This window comes from Methylophaga sp. UBA3603, assembly GCF_002375335.1.
In the GTDB taxonomy this organism is placed as follows: domain Bacteria; phylum Pseudomonadota; class Gammaproteobacteria; order Nitrosococcales; family Methylophagaceae; genus Methylophaga.
In genome coordinates this window covers 126,746-150,363 of the sequence record NZ_DFMC01000010.1, presented here as the reverse complement: position 1 = coordinate 150,363, position 23,618 = coordinate 126,746, and the positions used below count along the sequence as shown (strand labels likewise).

24 protein-coding genes are annotated in these 23,618 nt (G+C 44.7%); 17 read left to right on the top strand and 7 right to left on the bottom strand.

The window, feature by feature from the left end; translation table 11 throughout:
* From thpR to ccoG, 4 genes are all read left to right on the top strand, one after another.
* A complete protein-coding gene (thpR, locus tag B4F66_RS11495; protein WP_292353798.1) occupies positions 1–549 on the top strand; it encodes an RNA 2',3'-cyclic phosphodiesterase in 549 nt (182 codons plus the stop codon).
* A gap of 73 nt (positions 550–622) precedes the next feature.
* On the top strand, positions 623–3,217 hold the full coding sequence (locus B4F66_RS11490; protein ID WP_292353800.1) for an EAL domain-containing protein: 2,595 nt from the start codon (positions 623–625) through the stop codon (positions 3,215–3,217).
* A 297-nt stretch (positions 3,218–3,514) separates the two neighbouring features.
* Positions 3,515–4,906 carry an aminotransferase-like domain-containing protein gene (locus B4F66_RS11485; protein WP_292353802.1) on the top strand — a complete coding sequence of 464 codons (1,392 nt, stop codon included), beginning with the start codon at positions 3,515–3,517 and terminating at the stop codon, positions 4,904–4,906.
* Positions 4,907–4,925: 19 nt separating this feature from the next.
* A complete protein-coding gene (gene ccoG / locus B4F66_RS11480) occupies positions 4,926–6,347 on the top strand; it encodes a cytochrome c oxidase accessory protein CcoG (RefSeq protein WP_292353803.1) in 1,422 nt (473 codons plus the stop codon).
* An 18-nt stretch (positions 6,348–6,365) separates the two neighbouring features.
* On the opposite strand, the gene B4F66_RS11475 is transcribed toward ccoG, so the two are convergent.
* Positions 6,366–7,895 carry a bifunctional GNAT family N-acetyltransferase/carbon-nitrogen hydrolase family protein gene (locus B4F66_RS11475; protein WP_292353805.1) on the bottom strand — a complete coding sequence of 510 codons (1,530 nt, stop codon included), beginning with the start codon at positions 7,893–7,895 and terminating at the stop codon, positions 6,366–6,368.
* A 159-nt stretch (positions 7,896–8,054) separates the two neighbouring features.
* Between B4F66_RS11475 and B4F66_RS11470 the strand changes: the two genes are divergently transcribed.
* The 5 genes from B4F66_RS11470 (at position 8,055) to B4F66_RS11450 (ending at position 14,927) form a co-directional block, all read left to right on the top strand.
* A complete protein-coding gene (locus tag B4F66_RS11470) occupies positions 8,055–9,860 on the top strand; it encodes an SLC13 family permease (RefSeq protein ID WP_292353807.1) in 1,806 nt (601 codons plus the stop codon).
* 49 nt (positions 9,861–9,909) lie between these two features.
* Positions 9,910–12,123, top strand: coding sequence for a heavy metal translocating P-type ATPase (locus B4F66_RS11465; protein ID WP_292353809.1), 2,214 nt, complete (start codon positions 9,910–9,912; stop codon positions 12,121–12,123).
* Between the two features lie 248 nt (positions 12,124–12,371).
* On the top strand, positions 12,372–13,955 hold the full coding sequence (locus B4F66_RS11460; RefSeq protein WP_292411235.1) for a GGDEF domain-containing protein: 1,584 nt from the start codon (positions 12,372–12,374) through the stop codon (positions 13,953–13,955).
* A gap of 33 nt (positions 13,956–13,988) precedes the next feature.
* Positions 13,989–14,393: a lysozyme inhibitor LprI family protein gene (locus tag B4F66_RS11455; protein WP_292353812.1), complete on the top strand. Its 405-nt coding sequence runs from the start codon at positions 13,989–13,991 to the stop codon at positions 14,391–14,393.
* Positions 14,394–14,417: 24 nt separating this feature from the next.
* Positions 14,418–14,927, top strand: coding sequence for a hypothetical protein (locus B4F66_RS11450; protein WP_292353814.1), 510 nt, complete (start codon positions 14,418–14,420; stop codon positions 14,925–14,927).
* A gap of 9 nt (positions 14,928–14,936) precedes the next feature.
* On the opposite strand, the gene gluQRS is transcribed toward B4F66_RS11450, so the two are convergent.
* Entirely contained in the window at positions 14,937–15,866 is a 930-nt protein-coding gene (gluQRS, locus tag B4F66_RS11445) for a tRNA glutamyl-Q(34) synthetase GluQRS (protein ID WP_292353816.1), read from the bottom strand.
* Positions 15,867–15,933: 67 nt separating this feature from the next.
* Between gluQRS and B4F66_RS11440 the strand changes: the two genes are divergently transcribed.
* From B4F66_RS11440 to B4F66_RS11430, 3 genes are all read left to right on the top strand, one after another.
* The gene (locus tag B4F66_RS11440) at positions 15,934–16,326 is read left to right on the top strand and encodes a gamma-glutamylcyclotransferase family protein (protein ID WP_292353818.1); all 393 of its coding nucleotides are present in this window, start codon (positions 15,934–15,936) and stop codon (positions 16,324–16,326) included.
* Positions 16,327–16,414: 88 nt separating this feature from the next.
* On the top strand, positions 16,415–16,738 hold the full coding sequence (locus B4F66_RS11435) for a hypothetical protein (protein WP_292353820.1): 324 nt from the start codon (positions 16,415–16,417) through the stop codon (positions 16,736–16,738).
* Positions 16,739–16,787: 49 nt separating this feature from the next.
* Positions 16,788–17,336 carry a hypothetical protein gene (locus B4F66_RS11430; protein ID WP_292353822.1) on the top strand — a complete coding sequence of 183 codons (549 nt, stop codon included), beginning with the start codon at positions 16,788–16,790 and terminating at the stop codon, positions 17,334–17,336.
* 134 nt (positions 17,337–17,470) lie between these two features.
* Here B4F66_RS11430 and B4F66_RS11425 read toward each other — a convergent pair whose 3' ends face one another.
* Both B4F66_RS11425 and B4F66_RS11420 read right to left on the bottom strand, forming a co-directional pair.
* Positions 17,471–17,620 carry a DUF3096 domain-containing protein gene (locus B4F66_RS11425; RefSeq protein WP_014707945.1) on the bottom strand — a complete coding sequence of 50 codons (150 nt, stop codon included), beginning with the start codon at positions 17,618–17,620 and terminating at the stop codon, positions 17,471–17,473.
* An 84-nt stretch (positions 17,621–17,704) separates the two neighbouring features.
* Complete coding sequence (locus B4F66_RS11420) at positions 17,705–18,247, bottom strand: SgcJ/EcaC family oxidoreductase (RefSeq protein WP_292353825.1); 543 nt, start codon at positions 18,245–18,247, stop codon at positions 17,705–17,707.
* 236 nt (positions 18,248–18,483) lie between these two features.
* On the opposite strand from B4F66_RS11420, the gene B4F66_RS11415 reads away from it, so the two are divergent.
* Both B4F66_RS11415 and B4F66_RS11410 read left to right on the top strand, forming a co-directional pair.
* On the top strand, positions 18,484–19,182 hold the full coding sequence (locus B4F66_RS11415) for a type 1 glutamine amidotransferase (RefSeq protein WP_292353826.1): 699 nt from the start codon (positions 18,484–18,486) through the stop codon (positions 19,180–19,182).
* 15 nt (positions 19,183–19,197) lie between these two features.
* Entirely contained in the window at positions 19,198–19,647 is a 450-nt protein-coding gene (locus tag B4F66_RS11410; protein WP_292353829.1) for a thioesterase domain-containing protein, read from the top strand.
* A 31-nt stretch (positions 19,648–19,678) separates the two neighbouring features.
* On the opposite strand, the gene B4F66_RS11405 is transcribed toward B4F66_RS11410, so the two are convergent.
* The 3 genes from B4F66_RS11405 to B4F66_RS11395 form a co-directional block, all read right to left on the bottom strand.
* Positions 19,679–20,008 (bottom strand): cold shock domain-containing protein, encoded by a 330-nt coding sequence (locus B4F66_RS11405; RefSeq protein ID WP_292353831.1) that lies wholly within the window; start codon positions 20,006–20,008, stop codon positions 19,679–19,681.
* 118 nt (positions 20,009–20,126) lie between these two features.
* Complete coding sequence (locus B4F66_RS11400) at positions 20,127–20,678, bottom strand: DUF421 domain-containing protein (RefSeq protein ID WP_292353833.1); 552 nt, start codon at positions 20,676–20,678, stop codon at positions 20,127–20,129.
* Positions 20,679–20,790: 112 nt separating this feature from the next.
* Positions 20,791–21,702 (bottom strand): cation diffusion facilitator family transporter, encoded by a 912-nt coding sequence (locus B4F66_RS11395; RefSeq protein ID WP_292353835.1) that lies wholly within the window; start codon positions 21,700–21,702, stop codon positions 20,791–20,793.
* Positions 21,703–21,872: 170 nt separating this feature from the next.
* Here B4F66_RS11395 and B4F66_RS11390 point away from each other — a divergent pair, with 170 nt between their 5' ends.
* The 3 genes from B4F66_RS11390 to B4F66_RS11380 all read left to right on the top strand — a co-directional run bounded on the left by B4F66_RS11390 (position 21,873) and on the right by B4F66_RS11380 (position 23,573).
* Positions 21,873–22,220 (top strand): winged helix-turn-helix domain-containing protein, encoded by a 348-nt coding sequence (locus tag B4F66_RS11390; protein WP_292353837.1) that lies wholly within the window; start codon positions 21,873–21,875, stop codon positions 22,218–22,220.
* 80 nt (positions 22,221–22,300) lie between these two features.
* A complete protein-coding gene (locus tag B4F66_RS11385; RefSeq protein WP_292353839.1) occupies positions 22,301–23,056 on the top strand; it encodes a hypothetical protein in 756 nt (251 codons plus the stop codon).
* The gene (locus tag B4F66_RS11380) at positions 23,013–23,573 is read left to right on the top strand and encodes a hypothetical protein (RefSeq protein WP_292353841.1); all 561 of its coding nucleotides are present in this window, start codon (positions 23,013–23,015) and stop codon (positions 23,571–23,573) included. Before B4F66_RS11385 ends, B4F66_RS11380 begins: the two co-directional genes overlap by 44 nt.
* Positions 23,574–23,618: the final 45 nt, after the last annotated feature.

The following is a 23,618-nucleotide window of genomic DNA, read 5'->3' as shown; positions in this document are numbered from 1 at the left end:
ATGAATTCACAACAAAACACCCTGTTAACACCAGGCAGATATTTTTTTGCCTTGTCTCCCGATACCAGTTCAAGGATGCAGATTCAGCACATTATGAAACGTCTACCGGAAGATCCCTCGCTGAAATTACAAACCACCGCCAATTTACATCAGACATTGTTATTTCTCGGCCAACTAGACCAACAACAATTAGATGCACTGTTAAAACAGACTGACTCAATACGTTTCCCGGCAATAGATATGCAGTTTGATCACCTGTCATACTGGGATGGTCCAAAGATATTTTGCCTGACAAGTCGTGCTCCAAGCAGTGAATTGTATAACCTGGTGAACCAACTGGAGCATATCGCCAGTCAGGCAGATATTAAAGTCGATGTAAAACCTTACCTACCCCATATTACATTGGCGCGAAAAGCCAGTGAATCTCTAGACGTGCCCATTGCCCCAGTTAATTTTAAAGCAGAACAGCTGGTATTAATGAAATCAGTTTCCACCGATCATGGGCCGCAATACCAACCCGTAATGCATTGGCCTGTCACTGCAGATTGATTAATTATATTTGCTCAATGAGAGCACTATAATCTGGTATAAATGGTGCTCTATCCCGGCGGCTATTCCCATAATGAGTTCAAACACAAAACTAGCCAATTTATTCAGGTTGTTGGTGGTGTTATCTGCCATCCTAACCAGCGGCAAATTGTGGGCTGAGGAAACTGTTTTACGGGTGGGTGTTTATGAAAACCCACCCAAATTGGTGATGGACCCAAACGGACAGGTGAGTGGCATTCTGGGGGATCTTTTACAGGTTATTGCGTTACAGGAAAACTGGAAGCTGGTTGCTGTACCCTGCTACTGGAATGATTGTCTGGAGCTTCTTGCTAAAGGGGAAATTGATTTATTACCTGATGTGGCAACCAGCTCAGAGCGAACTGAGTTTTATGATTTTCATAATACGGCTGCATTACTCAGCTGGTCGCAGATCTACGTAAATCGTGAACATAACCTCAGCAGTCTGTTGGAACTGGATGGTAAACGCCTGGCACTGCTCAAGGGCTCCATTCAATACGATTACCTTAGACAATTAGCTGAAAATTTCAATATTGATGTCACCTTTGTTGTTGTTGATACCCAACAGGCAGCATTCGCTGCTTTATCGGATGGCATTGCCGATGCTGTCACCGCTAATAATTTTATCAGTGAGCTTAAAGCGGCAGAACTGAATTTAAGACCAACGCCAGTGGTATTTCAACCGAGTCGATTATTTTTTGCTGTCCCCAAAAATAAACATGGAGAGGTGCTAAAAGCAATTGATAGCTACTTACAACAATGGCAGGCAGATGCCAATTCGCCGTACTTTACGGTCTTAAAAAAATGGAACAGCTCTACTAGCAAGATGACGATTCCAAAAGAAATCTGGTGGTTGCTTATTGCTTTGGTAGTCGGTTTTCTCAGTGCTTTAATGTTTTTGCTGTTGATGCGTCGCCGTGTAAAGGAAAAAAATATTTCTCTGCGTCAGACCCAACAAAATCTCAACGTGATTCTTGATAGTGTGGATGCTCATATTTACATCAAAGATCTGCAGTTACGCTATCAATATGTAAATAAAAATGTCTGCAAACTGATTGGGCTGGACGAAAAAGAGATTCTGGGTAAAACCGATGCCATTCTATTTGATCGGGATACCTGTAAAACGTTGCAGGAACATGATTTAAGGGTTATCAAACAAGGCGAACGGATTGTTGAAGAAGAAATAAATACCGTCCTTGGTTCAGATAAGCCCCAAACATTTTTATCGGTCAAACTACCATTGCGTCAGGAAGATGGCAGTATTTACGCTTTATGTGGGATTTCCACTGATATTACCGATTATCTGTTAATTCAAAAACAGCTTCGTAAACTGGCGTTATATGATTCTCTGACCGGTCTGGCCAACCGCCGATTGTTAATGGAGTTTCTGGAGGATTCGCTGGCAGAAGGCCACCAATCGGAAATGGAAGGTGCTTTACTAATTGTCGATCTGGACTCATTTAAAACCCTGAATGATACCTTGGGACATCACGCTGGAGATTTATTATTACAAGGCGTCGCAAAACGACTTCAGTCTCGATTATTGCCACATGATCTGGCTGCCCGATTGGGGTCTGATGAGTTTGTAATCGTCAAACCTAAAATGGGTAAAGCACGGGGAGAAGTAGAAGCGCTTGTACAACAATACGCCGAGGAAATTCTGCTGGATTTTGTCATGCCATTTGCACTTGAACAAACTCAGTACATTGCTTCCGCAAGTCTGGGTATAGCATTGTTCTCCGATGCCGAGGGAGATGTTGAGCGTCTTTTACAGGAAGCTGATATGGCTTTGTACCGAGCCAAAGCCTCGGGCCGAAACAGTCTGAGATTCTTTGATCCGGTTATGCAGATGGAAGTTAATCGTCGCAGTCAATTGGAACGCAAATTAAGAGAAGCCATTGCTTCTCAGCAACTTGAATTGTATGTACAGCCTCAAATCAGCAGTGACCAGCAGTATGTTGGCATGGAGGCCCTACTTCGCTGGCATGATCCGGTTGAGGGCTTTATTTCACCGGTCGACTTTATCCCGGTTGCCGAATCCAGCGGCCTGATAATTCCTCTGGGCGCCTGGGTGTTAAGAGAGGCTTGTCAGATTTTGGCGCAGTGGGCGAAGCTACCTGAAATGCAAAATCTTACTTTATCGGTCAATATCAGCCCACGGCAGTTCCGACATATGCAGTTTATTGACTATATCGACAGTTGTCTGAAAGAGTTAGATGTCAATCCAAATCATTTGGAGCTTGAAATCACCGAGAGCCTTTTAATTGAAGATATTGATCAGACAATCGAGAGGATGAATGCCTTGCGCCAACGTGGTTTGCGTTTTGCACTTGATGATTTTGGCACCGGCTATGCGTCGTTAAGTTATCTAAAATTACTGCCACTGAATAAACTGAAAATCGATCAGTCATTTGTCCGGGATGTGCTGACCGATCCAAACGATGAAGCAATTGTCAGCACCATCATTGCGTTGGGACAAAGCCTGGATTTGGCGGTGATCGCTGAAGGAGTGGAAACCGAAGAGCAGGCAGTGCTGTTGGAAAAATTTGGCTGCCATGTTTATCAGGGCTATCACTTTGGCAGGCCTGCACCAGTGGCCGAGTGGCAACAAATTATTTCCGAAAAGCGTTTGGCCCTTAAACCTCATTAACTTTTTTAATCAATTGAGTTTCTTGCGCAACGCAAACTTATAAAATTCAAATCCGCTAACGGTGTTGTAAAAAATTGTATGGTTATTTTCGACAAATTTAGCGTTAACACGCTATTTTCCATACAATATCATTTTTTAGTTCAATATTCCCATACATTGTCTTTTTTTGTATGTAAATAAAATTGTATTTGTCCGGGAAAGTGCTTAGCCTGTAGCCTAAATGTTAGGGGCTGTTTATCTTTCATAGCCTCCAGCAGTGGTGGCGATGAAAGATAAACAGCCCCTAGGAATTTACCTATGCACTTGTGGAAAGCCCGAATCGAAACCGATGCGAAATCCAAATATCTTGGTATTGTGGAAGCGTTGGAAGCCGATATCTATTCTGGTTATGTCAAAGCCGGTGATCGTTTACCACCACAACGCGCTGTGGCCGAAACCTTAAATGTTGATTTGACTACGGTTACCCGTGCTTTCAACGAAGCGCGCCGACGTGGATTGATCGATGCCACCACCGGTCGTGGCAGTTATGTACGACAGCATGTCGAAAGTAAACTTATTTCGCATATCTCCGAGGCTCGTCCATTGCTGGATTTGAGCATGAATAATCCGCCGCAGCCCGAGTCAGCGGGTATACAGCAACATATTCCACAAGGTATCGCCCAGCTGATTTCCGGAGCCGACCGGGTGTTACAGATGCATTATCAGGATAGTGCCGGGAACCCACATGATCGAAGTGCTGCCTCGGGCTGGCTAAATCAAACTATAACGAATGTCTCGGCAGAACGCACACTGATCACCGGTGGAGCACAGTCTGCTTTGTATGCCATTTTGCATTGTATGGCAAAACCCGGTGATATCATTGCTTGTGGTGAGTTTGTCTATCCCGGCCTGAAATCGGCTGCTGAACAGCTTGAACTGGTATTGCAGCCTTTAGCTATGGATGAAGAAGGGGTACTTCCAGCGTCATTTGAACAGGCATGTCGGGATCACAGAATCAAGGCGATTTATCTGGTGCCGACGATGGATAACCCGACAACCGCCACCATGTCATTAACCCGTCGGCAGCAAGTCGTTGCCGTTGCCAACGAATATGACATCACGATTATTGAAGATGATCCTTATTCGCCGCTGCAGACAGAGGCCGTTAAAGCCTTAGTCGATTTAGCAGCTGATCGTACCTGGTATGTACGGACACTTTCCAAATGTATCACGCCCGCTTTGCGGCTGGCCTATGTGATTGCTCCCAGTAACTCACAGGCACTGGGCCTCGCTAATGTATTAAGAGCGATTAGCGTTATGGCCTCACCATTAATGGCTGCGCTGGTGACACGTTGGATTTACGATGGACGTATTAACCGGTTTGCTGAAGCCATTCGGGAAGAGAACCGTCTGCGTCAACAGATTGCCAGCCAATTATTAGCAGGAATGGACTTTTACAGTCATCAGGAAGGCCATCATATCTGGCTACAGCTCCCCAGTTGCTGGCAGGCCCAGGCCTTTGCTGAACAAGCCACCGTGCTGGGCGTATCGGTGGTGGCATGTAACAGTTTTGGTTTCACTGACAATCAGCGACAGGCCGTGCGCCTGTCGCTGGGATTGTCGCCGGATCATGCGACTTTGTCACAGGCATTAAGTATCTTGCGCGGATTATTAATTCAGCCCGCCACCACATCACATCACATCATTTGACCCCAGAGGTGAAATAATTATGACTGAACAACCTATTCACTTTATGGAAAAAAATGGCGATATCTATGAGGAAATGGCCGATTGGGATGTGAATGCCGGCGGCGAGAAAATTGTCGCAAAACGTATGTCAGGCCGGTTTCGTAACCTGAAATGGTTTGGTATGTCGGTTTGGCTGTTTTATTTTCTGGTGCCGTATATCCGCTGGGATGATAAACAGGCGGTATTACTGGATATTCCCAATCGTCAGTTTCATTTTTTTGAGCTGACGATTTTTCCGCAGGATATCTGGATGCTCTCACTGACGTTGTTGTTTTTTGCCATTTTGCTGGCGGCAGTCACCAGTGTTGCCGGACGGGTTTTCTGTGGTTACTTTTGTTTCCAGACAGTGTGGACCGATATCTATACATGGATTGAAGGCAAACTCGAAGGCAATACTCCTCAAAAACAATTACGTTTCAAACAAGCGCCATGGTCGGTCAGTAAACTACTGAGAAAAATCAGTAAACACACGCTATGGTTGGCTATCGCCTTGTTAACCGGGCTGACTTTTTCAGCCTGGTTCACTGATGCGTTTGAGTTGTGGCGTGATGTATTTAGTTTCCAGGCGCATATTGCGGTGTGGATTGCGATGGCAATCTTTACCACTTTTACCTATGTTTTTGCCGGGTTTATGCGTGAGCAGGTTTGTTTCTGGTTGTGTCCTTATGCCCGTTTACAGGGGGTTATGTATGACCAGAATACAATTTTGCCCGCTTATGATGCTGAGCGGGGCGAGCCACGAGGCAAACTGAAAAAAGGTGAGACCGACCCGAGTAAAGGCAGCTGCATAGATTGCAAACTTTGTGTCAATGTCTGTCCGACCGGCATTGATATTCGTAAAGGTCAGCAGGAAGGTTGTATTACCTGTGGTTTGTGTATTGATGCCTGCGATTCGGTAATGGATAAGATTAATGAACCCCGTGGTTTGATTCGTTATGCTTCCTATGCCGAGCTGCAAGGTCACAGCAAACCACAACCCTTGTACAAGCGTCCACGGGTGATTATTTACAGCTTGATCCTGCTGGCGTCACTGGGCGGTATAGCCTACGGCTTTTTATCCTTATCAGCCACCGACTTCAGTGTCAGACCGGACCGTCAGCCTTTATTTGTGCGCCTCAGTGATGGCTCGATACAGAACCGCTATACGCTGAAATTGCTCAACAAGCAGAATATGCCGATTGAAGTGCAATATCAGATTGAAGGTCTGGAGGGGGCCAGTCTGCATGGGGTGCATGACTCTTATGTTTTAGAGCCCGCCAAAGTACTAACCGTGACTGCGCTGGTTCGGGTGCCGGAATCAGAGCTGCAAAGCGGCATCAGCCCGTTGACTTTTAATGTTGAGGTTATCGACGGACCGCAGTCCGATATTTCTTACCAGACTATCTTTATCGCACCCAAATAAAACGGTGCGATAAGGTATTTAATCTTTTGGTTTGATAAACAGTTCGTAAAGATCGGCCCGGCGATCTTTCAGATTATTGACGGCACCTTCATTGCGGACCAGTTTGAGTTTTTCCAGATCCAGATCGGAAAACATGATCATCTCACTGTTAGGCGTGGTTTCAGCCATTATTGCATCATGGGGGAAGGCGAAATCAGACGGTGAGAATACCGAGGATTGGGCATATTGCACATCCAGGTTTTCCACTTTCGGTAAGTTGCCAACACTACCGGTAATCGCAACATAACATTCATTTTCAATCGCTCTGGCGCGTGCACAATGGCGAACCCGCAAATAACTGTTTTTGGTATCAGTCCAGAATGGAACAAAAATAATATCAACTTCCTGATCAGCAGCAATACGGCCCAGTTCAGGAAATTCAATGTCATAGCAGATCATGATGGCAACACGACCGGCATCGGTTTCAAAAACCTGAAATTTATTGCCACCTTCAATTACCCAGTCACGGCGCTCATGCGGGGTAATGTGAATTTTACGCTGTTCATCGACCCGGCCATCACGATGGCAAAGATAAGACACATTGTAGACCCGATCATTTTCCAGTAATGGCATTGAGCCGGTAATAATATTAATGTTGTAGCTGACCGCCATTTCCGACATTTCGTCGCGGAACTGTTCGGTAAAACTCGCCAGGTATCGGATTGCCCGAGTCTGATCCATTTGATCGGTCAGTCCCATTAATGGGGCATTGAAAAACTCGGGAAACAGGGCAAAGTCGCTTTTGTAATCCGACAATGCATCAACAAAGTATTCAACCTGTTTAAGCACTTCCTCAACCGAATGAAACTCACGCATCTGCCACTGCACGGCGCCCAGACGAACCTGAGTTTTTTTGACATCCAATAACGAAGTGGGTGGGGTGTAAAGAATATTGTTCCAATCCAGCAATGTGGCATGGCCCAGAGATTTCTCATCTTCCGGCAGATACTTATGCATCAACCGCATGACCTGAAAATCATTGGATAACTGGAAAGTCAGGATCGGATCATAAATCTCTTTTCGTGAAACTTGATCGATGTACTCTGCAGGTGAAAGCTTGTCAGCAAATTTATGGTAATTAGGGATCCGTCCACCGGCCAGAATAGCGCGTAAATTCATTGAACGGCATAATTCCTTACGCGCTTCATATAAACGACGCCCTAACCGATAACCCCGATATTCCGGATGAATAAATACATCCAGACCATACAACGAATCTCCTTTCGGGTTATGCCAGATTTTGTCATTTTTCAAGATTAAATCATCGTAGGTATGCGGATTGCTGAATCGCTCATAACTGACCATAACGGTTAATGCCACAGCAATCAGTTCACCCGAATCTTCAATGCAGATCTGTCCATCCTGAAACTGATTAATTAATCCTTCAATCGTGGGTTGCGGCCAGGCACCGCCGATGTCGTCGTATACTGTGTCCATCAGAATTTTGAGCTGATCGTAATCCTCCAGGGTCAGATTACGTAAATTCAGGTGCAGCTCTTCATGGGCCATAAATGCTCCGGGGTTCAATTTGTTTCAATGATGAAATATCGCATTGAGTCTAGCAGATGCAGACAGGCATGATCAGGGCTTAAGACTTTATTTTTACATTAACCCGTACTAACGTCGTTCTCGGCACAAGCTGTTATATTGCGGTTTAAAAGGAATCTTATGACCACTGATCAAATCATTATTTTTGCCGTGCTGGCAGCAACACTGGGCCTGTTTATCTGGGATAAGCTGCGCTATGACGTGGTGGCGGTGTTGGCCCTGTTAGCTGTTGCGTTAACCGGTCTGATTCCCGCAGATGATGTCTTTTCCGGCTTAGGACATCCAGCGGTGGTGACGGTGGCTGCGGTATTAATTCTTGGTCAGGCACTGGTTAATGCCGGTGTGGTCGATGTCATTGCTCGCCAGTTGACCCGAGTGGGCAGTCATCCAACCATTCAGATGGCCGCGCTTACCGTGACCGTGGCAGTTTGCTCCGGATTTATGAATAACGTCGGTGCATTGGCCTTACTAATGCCCGTGGCGATCTGGATGTCCCGGCAGAGCGGACATTCGCCATCAATGTTTTTGATGCCTCTGGCGTTTGGTTCGTTATTGGGTGGTTGTTTGACCCTGATTGGTACACCACCGAATATTATTATTGCCAGTTATCGTGCTCAAACAGATTCACCCGCATTCGGCATGTTTGATTTTTTACCTGTTGGCGCAGCAGTTACGATTGTCGGCGTGATTTTTTTGGTGCTATTTGGCCGTTTACTGACGCCTAAGCGTGAGGCCAGTAACAGCGAAGAAGAATTATTCGAGATCAGCAGTTATCTCTCAGAACTCACCGTGCCGGAACAATCTGATTATAGCGGACGCAGTCTGATGGATTTGGTCGCTGCAGTAGAAGATGAGGCTGATATCACGGTGTTGGCATTATTACGTGGTGAAGAGCGCTTTAATACACCTTCCATGTATAAAGTGTTACAGCAGGACGATGTGTTGTTGGTTGAAGCGGATTCCGACAGCCTGAAAGCGCTTACCGATGTCACGGGACTGAAGCTTATCGGCGATAAAACCGATGAGCAAACTGAAGAGCAAGCCGACGAGGCAGATTCGAGCAAAACCAAAGCTCTGGATTTGGCCGAAGCTATTCTGGCGCATGATTCAATTTTGGTTGGAAATACCTTAAGCAGTCTGTCAATCCGCCAACGTTACGGCGTCAATATTCTTGCTGTGGCACGTCGAGGTCATCAGCTCAAACAACGTTTGCATCAAATCCGCTTTGTCGCTGGCGATATTTTGCTGATGCAAGGTAATGAGGACGTGCTCAAATCAGTTATGGGAGAGCTGGGTTGTCTGCCCTTGGCATCGCGAGGCTTGCGTCTTGGGCAACCGCGGAAAGTGGCCATAGCTTCGTTCATTTTTATCGGCGTAATTCTGTTGATTATGTTTGATGCTGTTTCCACTGCAACGGCAATGGTGGCAGGGGTGGTGGCGATGTTTTTTGCGGGTTTATTGCCGATTGCAAAGTTATACAAAAGTCTGGATTTGCCGGTGATTGTGCTGCTGGCGGCGATGTTGCCAGTGGGTCAGGCATTGGAAACAACGGGGGGATCAGAGTTAATTGCCACTTTATTACTTAATATGTCGGAGTCCACGCCACCGGCAATGACGTTGGTGATCCTGATGGTGGCAACAATGTTACTGTCGAATATTATCAATAATGCCGCGGCGGCGATATTGGCCGCACCAATTGCCTTGAGTGTGGCCAGCGGCATGGATGTTTCGGCAGACCCGTTATTGATGGCCGTGGCGATTGGTGCCTCTTGTGCTTTTTTGACTCCGATTGCTCATCAATCCAACACATTGGTCATGGAGCCCGGTGGTTATAACTTTACTGACTACTGGAAGCTTGGTTTACCGTTATCTATTTTGGTGATTCTGACAGCCTTACCGGTAATATTGTGGGTTTGGCCCCTGTAAACTTGTTTTAATAGAACGCTCCACTAATTTTTCAGCAACAGGACATTAAATGGCTCAACAAATTGTGCAATTGCAACTCAGTGGCATGCGGTGTGCTGCCTGTGCGAACACCATCGAAAAAGCCCTGAAAAAAACGCCTTCGGTGAAGTCGGCACAGGTGAATTACGCCAATGAAAAGGCCACGATTCGTGGCGAACAGCTTGAAGCAGATGTGTTGATAAAAGCCATTGAACAAGCCGGTTATCAAGCGCAATTAATTGATATTGAGCACCAGCAGGATAAACGGCAGGATTTGCAGAAAATCCAGCTATATAAATTTATTGCCGCAGCAATTTTATCTCTGCCGCTGCTTTACAGCATGATCGGTCATTTCAGTTGGACCCGTGATCTGCCGATTCCAGCAGTTTTGATGAATGCATGGGTACAAATGGCCTTGGCCACGCCGGTGCAGTTTATTATCGGCTGGCAATTTTATCGTGGTAGTTATTACGCCTTAAAAAATCTCAGTGCCAATATGGATGTGTTGGTAGCGTTGGGCACATCAGCTGCCTATTTTTACAGTGTCTGGCTTACCTTCAAATTTGGTGCGATAGCAGCGCATGATGGTCTGTATTTTGAAACCAGTGCGGTATTGATCACGTTAATTTTATTAGGCAAATGGTTTGAAGCAAGAGCCAAGGGCCATACTTCGGAGGCTATTCGCAAACTATTAAAACTGCAGCCTCAACAGGCATTACGCGAATCACCAGATGGTCAGACCTTATTGGTTTCGGTAAAAGAGTTGCAGCAGGGCGATATTGTGCAGATTAAACCCGGTCAACAGATCCCCGTTGATGGAGTGATAGTCGAAGGTCAGTCGGCTGTAGATGAATCCATGTTGACCGGTGAAAGCATGCCAGTGGAAAAAAACGTCAATGACAAAGTGGTGGGTGCCACCTTTAACAAAAATGGTTTTTTACGGGTTCGCGCTACCCATTTGGGCGAAGAAGCGGCACTGGCCCGAATTGTTCGGGTAGTTGAACAGGCTCAGGGCTCCAAAGCGCCGATACAGCGTCTGGCGGATAAAGTTTCGGGTGTATTTGTTCCGGTGGTTGTGGTGATAGCTCTGATTACATTTTTACTGTGGTGGTTTTGGTTTGCCCCCGGTGATAGTGGCAGGGCTTTGGAAACCATGGTGGCCGTGCTGGTTATCGCCTGTCCGTGTGCTTTGGGGCTGGCTACACCAACCTCGATTATGGCCGGGTCAGGGCGGGCGGCTGAAGCTGGCATTTTATTCAAACAAGCCGATACGCTGGAATTAACCCAATCATTGACAGCGATTGTGTTTGATAAAACGGGTACGTTGACCCAGGGCAAACCGGCATTAACAGATTTTTTGCTGGCAGAAGATTATGAAAAATCGGTTATCGCTGGCATCGTCATCGCTATTGAAAGCAAATCAGAACATCCGCTGGCACAGGCTATTGTTGATGGGTTAAAACCCCAAAAAACTCAGAGTGTAATGATTGAGAACTTTACCGCCCTGAGTGGTCATGGGGTGATGGGTAATGCTGAGGTGAACGGCAAAACCTCCCAGATCCGTTTGGGAACCAAAAAACTGATGCAGGATCACGATATCGATATGGGTGATTGGCAAATTCAGCAACAGCAACTGGAAAAACAGGGGAAAACCGCCATGTTGATTGCAGTAGATCAGCAGGTAATCGGCTTACTGGCTGTGGCTGATACGATTCGGGATTCGGCCAAATCAGCTGTTACCGCTTTAAAAAAACGCGGTTTACAGATCATTATGTTGACCGGAGATAATCAGCTTACAGCGGATGCCATTGCTCTTGAGCTGGGTATTGATAAGGTAATTGCCGAAGTCTTGCCAGAACACAAAGCCGATAAAATCCGTGAATTACGTCAGCAGGGACAGGTCGTGGCAATGGTGGGGGATGGTATCAATGATGCCCCGGCAATGGCTGAAGCAGATGTTGGTATTGCAATGGGAAGTGGCACCGATGTGGCGATTGAAACAGCGGATATCGCGTTGATGCGGGCTGATTTGAATACCGTTGATACTGCCATTCAGTTAAGTCACCTGACCGTGCGAAATATTCGACAAAACCTGTTCTGGGCATTTGGCTACAATTCTTTGGGTATTCCTATTGCAGCAGCAGGTTTACTGGCCCCGTGGCTGGCTGGTGCAGCAATGGCGTTCAGTTCTATTTCTGTTGTGTTAAATGCATTAAGGCTGCAACGGGTTAAAAATATCCACTAGGGTTTGATGAGCTCTCATCTCCACTTTGTCAGACACAAAAATAACCTCCTGCAGTGGTAGATATGAACAATACAACAGATTCTGGTTCATTACATGGGATAGTCATTATCAATATTTCTCAGCTTGATGCTGTTTCAGGGCTCTCAAACTTGTTAAAGCGTTCTTGGCTTGCATCACATTGCGGAAAATTATGAGTTCAGATCCATGCACAGCTGATGTAAGATTCCTGAAAAGGGATAAATCCTACATTGCCTATAACAAAGGTCGGACCAATGGCGGCAGAAGAGCTGGAAAGTAAACTCGAACAATGGAAGCACAAATATCTCGAGCTGCTTGCACGTGAAGAAAAACAGACATCTTATACCGAACTTCTGGAACGCAGTCTTGGACGACTTGCCCTGGTCTCTGAAGGGATTAATCCTGTCCTGGATAAACAGCTGCATTCACTGCGAAAGGAATTACGCAGTAATAAAGATGTTGGTCGGATCAGCGATATCCTCGAAAAAATACAGCAATTTATCAACCAAATGGATGAAAGTCCGCAGAGTTCCGATGCTTCAGAATTATTACGTCATCTGCTGTTATCGTTAACCATACCAGCAGAATCAAAGCCAGCTGTTGATAATCTGCTAATTCAGCTGAAAGATGCTACCAACCAACAAACCCGTGAATTGTTACCGGATTTTGTGTCTTTACTGGAAGCGATTAACGTTAAGGTATCTGCTTCACCGGACCAGGAAAAACCTCGTTCAGGGCTGTTGCAGAAAATCGGCTTTAAGAAACGTACTATTGAAGTCACTCAGTTGCTGTGCAGTATGATTGATAATCTGCAGTTGCCAGAAATGTTCAACGAACAACTCCGTGAGATCCATGCGCAATTGCAATCCCAGCCGGATAAAAAGAACTTACCGCAAATTATTGATGCCCTGACTGCGCTGATTAATTCGCTGGGAGCTCAAGCTCAGCTTCAACAACTTGAATACCGGGCTTTTCTTGCCACGTTAAGCGAGCGCATTAATGAGCTTGATGATTTGCTGCGGGTGACAGTGAAAGACGAAGAAGAAGCCTTTAATCAACGACAGAAAATTGGTCAAAAGGTTGATGCCGGACTGGATGATATTTACAAACAAATTGATGTTGCCAGTGAACCGCGTGAGTTGAAGACGATTATTCGTGAACGTTTGACAGCACTGAGCGGAGCGGTAGATGAATATCGAAACGCTGATCAGACACGCTATTATCAATCACAATTAGAAATCAAAAAGCTGACAGATCGGTTACAGGAACTGGAATCTGAGACCAAATCCTTACAGGATGGTATTCGCAAAGCCCATGAAATGGTACGCAAAGATACGTTGACTGGGATCGGTAATCGTCAGGCTCTGATGGATGCTTTAGAAACAGAATACATTCGCTGGCAGCGTTACAAACATCCGCTTAGCCTGGTGGTTTGGGACATTGATAACTTCAAACAGATAAATGACAATCTTGGCCATCTGGCAGGCGATAAGATATTAATTCGTATTGCCGAGATTTTATCGACTTCTACCCGTGAAATTGATTTTGTTGCTCGCTTTGGTGGAGAGGAATTTGTCGGGATATTTCCTGCGACCGCATTAGCTGAAACCATGGTTCTGGCCAATAAAATTCGCGAAGAAATCAGCAACACACGTTTTCTATATGATGGCAAACCTGTGCCCATTACTGTTTCTGCTGGCGTAGCTACTTTTCATCAGGGTGATAATACCGAAAAAGTATTTAAACGTGCTGATGCTGCGATGTTTAAAGCCAAAAAGCAGGGGCGTAATGTCTGTATTGTTGAAGAGATATAAGTTTTTTTTTGCCTGATTCACCCAGGAGTCGTGATGAGAATCATTGGGTTGTTTTTATTGTGTGTTTCAGCTCCTGTAGTAGCTGCAGAAAATTGCCAAAATGCCAACACAACCTATGAGATTGGTGTTTGCATGGCTGAGCAATTAGAGCAGCAAGAGGTTGAAATGCAACATTATCTTGCCGAAGCCAGAGCCCGTTATGCTGATGATATAGTGATTGTAGAATCGATTGAAAAGGCCCAGCAAAATTGGCTCGGCTATCGTCAGGAACAATGCGGTTCCATCTATAATATTTGGAGAGATGGGACTATCCGTAGCATCATGGGATTAAGCTGTTCTATTCGGATGACAAAATTACGAACGCATCAGATATGGCACAGTTACCTTACTTATATGGAAAATAGCCCACCACTTTTGCCTGAGCCAAAGATAGAGTGAATAACGGATTCTGGATGAGTCTCCATGAACAACAGTATTCAGGAAAAAATTCATCTGGAACATGAAGCAGCTAAATTGTTTATGCGGTTGTACGAAAAACAATTTGCTGTACCGATGCGACATATCTGGCATAACCTGCCGCGCAAACCGGATGTTTCATGTTATCTCAATGGCACACAGCTTGATTTGGAGATTGCGCATATCTACGGTAGTGAACCAGAGGCAAAGTTAATCCTTGGAAGAGCAGCAGAAGACAGGATATTAGCTGCCTTACACCAGCTATCAGAATTACCCATCAACAATCGGTTAATTGCCTCGCTGAATGCTGTTCTTACTACTAAATCGCAGAAAAAATACCACAGCCAGAGGGTATGGTTGGTGTTACGCAATATGAATTCATTATGGCAACAAAAGAATTTTGAAAAACATCGCCATCAAATAGTGTTACCGGACAAACATCCTTTCGAACAGATCTGGTTAATTTGTGATGCCAAAGGCGATAGTGGTGTTATACGTTTATTTCCATATGAATAGCGAAACAGATTAATCGTTTTCTGCAGGAATTAACGTCACCTGGCGCCGAATTTTGGGGACCAGCTGAACGTTCCAATGCTGAATGGCCCATTCCCATAAGATATCCAGCGGGACATGGGCTAAATCCGTTGGTGGTTGCATCCCCAGAAAATTCAACACACGACACAACACAGCTCCGCTGTCTCTATGCTTTACCGGTTGTGCCCGGGTTTGCTTACTGAGTTTTTCACCATGAAGATTGGTGGCCACTGGTATATGGGCATATTCCGGGGAGTTAACCCCCAGCTGCTGTTGCAGATAAATCTGTCTCGGTGTTGAATCGAGCAAATCTGCACCACGCACAATATGTGTGACCCCCTGCAACCCATCATCAGCCACCACCGCAAGTTGGTAGGCAAATAAGCCATCTGCCCGTTTCAAGACAAAGTCACCGACTTGCCGACCGAGAATTTGAGATTGTTTGCCTTGAACACGATCTTCATAATCAATACTTTCATTATTTACCCGCAACCGCCAGGAAACTGGTTGCTTCCCTTCTGGCAAACCATGACGACAAAACCCAGGATAAACAGGGCCATCAATACCCATTTGGGCAGCAGCGTTAATTTCTTTACGACTGCAACCGCATGGGTAGGCCAATTGTTGTGAGATTAATTTTTCAAGTGCCTGACGATAGATATCATCACGCTGGCTTTGATAAATTATTTCGCCGTCCCATTGAAAACCAAAGCTTATCAGCGTATCAATAATATCCTGAGCTGCACCGGGTACCTCACGAGGTTTATCAAGGTCTTCCATTCGCACCAGCCAACTACCATTATGTGCACGTGCATCCAAATAGCTGGCGGTTGCTGCGACCAAAGAGCCAAAATGCAGTGGGCCAGTGGGAGACGGTGCAAAGCGTCCGATATATTTTAGAGATGTTAAGTCTGAATTCATGTTTAGTTGAGATAATCCACCACGTAGAGTGTAATGAGTTTCTGTTGATCTTTCATAGCCTGAATTTATGACTGAAGATTATCTTTTTGTATACGGTACCTTACGTAAAAACACTGAACGCCATGATTTGTTGCAACGCTGCTGTGATTATATCGATACCGGAATGTTGCAGGCTGTCATGTATCTTATTTCTTATTATCCAGGAGTGATATTGACAGATAATCCGCAGCAGCAAGTTGTCGGGGAGGTGTATCGTATCCATAATCCCCAATTGCTGTTTGCCGAGCTTGATGATTATGAAGAATGTTCTTCAAGTTTTGCAGAGCCCCACGAATATGTGCGGCAGCAGCAAATAATTTGTTTGAGTAATGGAAATAAGCTCTCAGCCTGGGTTTATCTTTATAATCAACCTATATCGGGTAAGAAACGTATCATCTCCGGCGACTTTCTTAACCCTTAAACAACCGACCATCATAAAAACTATTTATTTCTATAACGGTTTTTAAAGATCACATCAGCAGTTAAAGTGCTTGAAAAAAAGAGGTTTTATGTTTCGATCAGATGCTTTTCGCCAGCAAGCTCAAAACTGGCAACAACAATTTCGACAAGTTCAGTCTGCCGGTTTTTTGCAACGTATTTTTGCCTGGATTTTACTGGGAATGGTGATGATGCTCAGCCTGGCGTTGTTGGTGGTGGTCGTGTTGCTAAGCTGGATTCTGATCCCCCTGATGTTGTACCGGGCGCGTAAACAAATGCGTAGAGCTCAGCAAGCAGGTAACCAGCATCAGCCGTTTTCGCAACGATCTTCTCGACAATCTCGTCATGAGACTCATATCATTGAGGGTGAAATTATCAGCCGTAAAGAGGATTAATTTGCCTGATTAATCGCTGGATGATATCAGTCGAACAAGGAGGCCACGATTGTCAGAGACCATTAGCCCGATAGGCTTTAGCGCCAGCGAAGACTGGACGGTAGAAGATTTTTACCGTTTCTTTCACCAACTAAATATATTGTATAACCGTCTTTATGTTCTGGAAAAGATAAAAAATAAAGGCCAAAGCCGTAATCTCAAAAATGCGTTTTACGGTTCATTATCCTCTGTGAGTGAATCCCACCGCCTGATTATCAAATCCATCGAAGTGCATTCGCCTGGAGATTTTAATCTATTGGGAGTTGATAAAATTATTCAGCAATTGCGTGATTTGTGGAAAGATATTTCCTATCAAAACCGGCTGACCAAACAGCGGGTCACTGAACAAAATCGTCACGATAAACAAATGCATCAGTTGAAAGAAGTCGCTGCAATGCAGAAACTGCTGCAAAATCAGATCAAATTGATGCACCAGCTGGGATATAAAGAAGACGAAATTGCACAAGGAGTGAAAGCGTTGGCCGACCCGCTCGAACAGTTAGTGGAACTGGCTAACAGCCGTAAAATTTCGTTGAAAGAGGTAAAGGGTAAAAATTAAGCCTGAAGTCGTTATGGCATTGATAGTAATCATCAAGCGATCGATGCCATTAAGATACAAACATCATAATAAAATCAAAAAACGACGAAAGTTTATTACAACTCCCGCCGTCATTGGTACCTAATCTATTAAGCCTAAGGCGTAATGTTGAGATTGCCGCCAAAGATACCTACCAAACCGATAATAATCAGATAAATTGCCACGATATAGTTCAGTAATCTTGGTACCACCAGGATCAGAATACCGGCTATCAAAGAAATCAGTGGAGTCAGTGCAATAGTCATTTTTTTCCCTCGCTGTTGTAATTAATTTTATTATTGTGCTCAAAAAGCCTGTCAGAAGACGTGAGCAGGAATGATAATACAGAATTAGCCCTGTTCTTTAATCAGAATATTTTTCATTAGCTCTGGTTCATCAACCATATCTTCTGGCATCGCTGATGAATGGTGATTGATGATTAACCATTCACCATCATTCTGACGTTCATATACAAAGTTGTAGCGTGCCTGAACTTCCTGTTCCTGCCCATTTTTTGTCAGGGTGAAGGTATAAATTCCGGCATCAATTGCAATATTGCCATTAATGGTAATGTTACTTTCATCAATCCGGCCATTGGGTTGCAGGGCGAGAAAATATCCGAAATAGTCACGTATGCCCTCATGGTCAGTACGAACCTGGTTAGAGAGTGTTGGTAACAGAACCGCATCATTTGCATAATAAGCTGCTACCGCGGCTGCGTCGCCGGTTTGCAAAGCATTATTCCAACGGTCAAACAAGTATTCGATTTCTGCTTCAGTTGCCTGAACGTCTTTTACTTCAGGCTCTGGTGCACAGGCTGTCAGCATTAAGCCCAATGCTAAAGTAAATGTCAGTTTGTGGTGTGGTTTAGATAAAAAAATACTTTTTGTCATAATGATTCTCCCTCGGAAAGCACTTATCATTAACAACATAAGGCGAAATAATAGGCTTCTACCGGCCAAGATACTCCAAAATGCTGTTTGATGTGATCAGTTTCCATTAAACCAGATAATACAGTGCCATGACTTAAGCCAGATTAATCAATGCTTAATTTATTGAGCAAACAGGCAAACTTTAAACAGAACGGGGGATAGTCATAGCCCTTTTCAGTAATTTTTCAGGACTCAGAATGCAGGCACATTATTTTCAGCATGTACCGTTTGAAGGTTTAGGCAGTATTGAAGCCTGGTTTCAAAATCATGGCTATCAAATCAATGCTACCCGGTTTTATCAACAAGCTAATTTACCAGATATTAATGATGTGGATTTTCTGGTGGTGATGGGCGGGCCAATGAGCGTGAATGATGAAGCTCAGTATCCATGGTTAGCAGCAGAAAAGCAGTTTATCCGGCAATTTATAGAGACCGGTAAACCTGTTCTGGGAATTTGTCTCGGTGCACAACTGATCGCCAGCGCGATGGGTGGCAGAGTCTATCCCAATATAGAAAAAGAAATCGGCTGGTGGCCAATTCAGGCGGTGGCTAACAATATTGCAGCTGCTTTCACTTTTCCTGAAATGGCCATGGTGTTTCACTGGCATGGTGAAACCTTTGATTTACCGAAGAATAGCTTGTGGCTGGCAAAAAGTTTTGGCTGTCATAATCAGGCATTTCAATTGGGCCAATCAGTCATTGGTTTGCAATTTCATTTAGAGACCACCGAAGACTCTGCTCAGGCCATTATTGAACACTGTGCCGATGAATTGGTGCCGGCACCTTATGTGCAGGCTGAAGGTGAAATACTGACCGCCGATCTGCAAAAATATCAAAATATCAATCAGCTGATGAATTCAGTACTGGATTACCTTGATAATGCACAGCAACAATAGTAGTGACTAATAGATATGACACATAATCAACTCGAACGCTATCTGTATAAACACATTCCTTTGTCGGCAGCCATGCAGGTAAGTGTGCAGAACATGACTGCAAAATCATTAACTCTGCAGGCACCGCTGGCCCCCAATATTAACCATCAGGAAACGGTATTTGGTGGCAGTGCATCAACGTTGGCGATTCTATCAGCCTGGTCGTTATTGCATACACGATTGGCGGAGGAGGGGATAGCTTCTCAACTGGTGATTCAGCGAAACGAGATGGCCTATCTCAAACCCATGATCGGAGACTTCACTGCTACGGCTGCGCTAGTGGATGAAAATGATTGGACAAGGTTCCTCAAAATCTTACGTCGTAAAGGAAAAGCCCGTATCCGCGTAGCAGCAGTTTTGTATTCCGGTCAACAGCTGGCGGCTAAGTTTTCAGGGGAATATGTGGCGTTATACGACGAGCACTAAATTATTTAATCGGATTTGGATTACATTGGCGTTATTGAGTTACGCTCGCCACGATCAACCCAATCACCAACAGCACAATTATTCCGCTGAGAATTTTTGTTTTGTTACCCGGCGTTTTACTGAGTTTAATCGTCGAAGCATGCGTTTGCGTTTTTACTGATCCCCCACGGCTAATATTGATGGCTCTGGTTTTACCATCGGCTGTGGTTTCAATGTCAAAATCAAGCAGTTCACCAACTTTGGGACGGGGACTGCTGGATGGGAAGGCTGAAATATGAACAAATACTTGCTGTTGATTATGCTCACAGAGGATGAATCCAAAACCTCTGTCATCTTTCCATTTGATTAACTTTCCGTGCATTTTCATTCAATCTTAATTTAATTAATAACTTGTCAACATAACAAAGCCAGACGCTTTAAGGAAGTTTAATAACGTTCGCCAGAAGGGATTTATGGATCGCTGACAAATTTATTCATCGTTAATGCAGGTCAGATCCATCGAGTTTGCCTTTACCTGGAACAACGATACCTTGCAGGCTCGTAGTTGCTTGGCTATTTTCTTGCTTTACCACACTAAATGAACCATCGGTTTCCAAAACCACGGCTTTGATATGCTCGAGTGTTTGACTACCCGAGGAGCGTACAGCCGAATGAATTTCATCTTCAGTGACTCGTGCACGTTTCAGTGCTGACGATAACAGGTTTCCATCATAGACCAGCAGTGCAGGTTCGCCGGTGACAATTTTTCGTACCCAAGGCACCCTGACACTGGACCAGGTCACCAGATATTGCATGCCGATCAGCAAAGCAAACGCCAAGACTCCCTCTGCCAATGCAACATCTCTATTAAGTAAAATAGTCGCCAAAGTAGAACCCAAAGCTACAGTCACAACCATATCAAACGCATTCATTTTGGATAAAGTTCGTCTGCCTGAAATCCGTAATAAGATGACCAGACTGACGTATGCCAGCACCCCGATAATCAAAGTGCGAAATAATGTTTCCCAATTATCAAAAAATATCTGGCTCATTTGTTTCTCCTGCCTATACAACACGCCAACATTTTAAATTGATAGGTTAAATCAGGGTAATCATCTATCAATTAGGCTTGGTTTACTTCTGTGAGCTCACGATGGAGTATGGTTAATGGCATTCATTACTGCTGTTTAGCAGGCAGTTTTCAGCTTCCATTACTGACTCGATTTGAATGGTGGAATGTACGATCCCAAAATGATCATGCAAATGGTTTTGCAACTGATAGAGCAACACAGTATTCAGATCGGACTCATCAACGACCAGATGAACGGTCAAAGCTGTTTCATTGGTGCTTAAAGGCCAGACATGCAGGTCATGAAAGTGTCTGACCTGTTCAAAGCTTAACAAATAATGCTGGATCTTTTTAATATCGATATTGGCTGGGACAGCATCCATCGCATAGTTGAGGGATTCATTTAATAATCGCCAGGTGCCTACCAGAATAACAGCAACAATGAGCAGGCTGACCACCGGATCAATCCATAACCACCCTTTAAACAAAATAAACAATCCGGCAATCACTACGCCTAATGAGACAGCAGCATCGGCAGCCATATGCAGGAAAGCCCCGCGAATATTCAAATCCTGTTTTTGCCCTTTAAAAAACAACAGTGCCGTGATGGTATTAATGACCACACCAATGCTGGCGACAATAATAACGGTCATACCTTGCACTGGCTGAGGGGTCAGCATCCTGTTGATCGATTCCCAGGCAATCCCACCCAAGGCAATTAACAGCATGACAGAACTGATTAATGCCGCCATCACGGTGGCTTTACGAAAACCATAAGTGCGTTTTTCAGTGGCAGCTTTTTTCGCCAGGATACTGGCTCCCCAGGCGAGTAATAAACTGACTACATCACTCAGGTTATGCCCTGCATCAGCCAGCAAAGCCATTGATCCAGACAGAATGCCGTAACTGGCCTCAATGATGACAAATATAATATTCAGGCTGATGCCAATGGCAAATGCCTGATTGTAATTAGCGACGTCGTGATGATGTGTGTGACTATGAGCCATCAGTTGTTCCGTTAGTGAGTTCTTCAGGGTAATAAACAATAACCTGTTTGTCTTGTCTTGATGTTTTTTCATTAAAGCTAAAGGGATAAATACAAACGCAGCTATTCAACTGAGAGTAAGTCGACAATGCTATTATTTATCTGTTTAAAATTACTTCATCAGGGTGCTGCATGTCAGATTCAGTCAGTATAAAAATCAGGTTACATAACCAAGACTCAGTCGCGTTGGGGCCGGGGAAAGCCGATTTGCTTGATGCCATTTTACAGCATGGTTCAATCTCTGCTGCCGGACGTGCGATGGGAATGTCTTACAAACGTGCCTGGGATCTGGTGAATACGATGAATCTGAGCTTTTCCAAACCGCTTGTGGTGACAGCAAAAGGTGGTTCACATGGAGGTGGAGCTGAAGTCACCGAGTTTGGGAAATCCATTTTGACTGCTTACCGTGATCTTGAAAAGAAAGCCTACGTTTCGATTGCTGATGATCTTGAAAAAATGACTCAGCTGCTGGGCAGCTGAGTTCAGTAAACAGTATTAAAGAAATATTTACCTTAATCGTTATATATGTTGGAATACGTCGATAACAGGTTAGGAAGATTATGCTACCAACTAAAGCACAGCGCTGGTATATCGGCATTGATGATACAGATAATATTGAAAGCCGTGGCACCGGCTTTCATGCGCGTTCACTTGGCGCTGCGATTAATAAGCAGCAATTGGGTAGATGCCGATTTATAACACGCCATCAATTATTGATGAGTCCGCTGGTGCCATTTACTTCCCATAATAGTGCTGCTTGTCTGGTTATTGAGCAGTTCAATGCTCCCGTTAGGGATATTGAAAAATTGTGTGTTGAGTATCTTTTAAACGAGAGTGCCGAGGGGTCTGATGTTGGTTTGTGCATTGCATCGGAACAACAGCTTTCCATGGCTATGCTGCAGTTCGGTTTTATCTGTAAACAACGATTGGTGACTCAGCAGCAAGCCCGTGATCTTGCAAGGCAATACAACGTTATCCTCCATGGCCTGACGGGAACAGAGGATGGTGTAATTGGCGCGCTGGCAGCGGTTAATCTATGTGGCTCGGGAGTGGATGGACGTTTACTGTGGTTGCCTGGCATGCGTGATCATGTTCAGCAAACCTTAAGCCTTTCGAGTTTGTTGGATTTGACCGACATAACAGTGGTACAGGATCGGCAAGGAAAAGTGTTAACCGATCCTGTTATCCAAATTGCAATGGGAAGCTGGCCACGTGCTATCTGGCTGGGTGGAGAAGCCACCTTGATTGTTGAACCTGATGAGGAAACCCCCAATGAGTGGAAAGTTGCTGAAAAGAGCTATCTCAAACAGTTCTGAGGTCTGGCAATCAGATAAATCCCAGCATGCATGGATTTTTATCGCAGGTGCAATGGCGATGCTAATGCATGAAACCTTCCGTTTCGGACTCGATTTGCCAGGTCGTCAGGGACTGACGTTAATGGCAATATTGATATTTGTACGACTGGTTTCGCCATATCACTATTCTGCCACATTGGCTGGAAGTGGTGGTTTAGTGGCCGCTTTAGTGATACGTGACAATCCTGCTGCTGCGATTATCGTTTTGAGCCAGGGGATAGTCCTTGACCTCGCGTTTAAACAACTTTCTGTTTCCAACATTACATTATGGTTGTTGCCTTTAGCCGCTGGTCTTGCTCATATGTTAAAACCCCTGTTCAAAATGGGATTTCTAACTTGGGCAGGGGTCGAAACGGATTCATTGCGACATGGTTTGGCGTATCCCTTTATTACTCACTTTATCTTTGGTGCAGTGGGTGGGCTGATTGGCTTTCTGGCCTGGCGAACGCTAAAGAAATCGCAAAAAAACAATCACTAAACTCAAGGAGACTTTGTGAGCATTTCACATCATAATGCTGTCAAC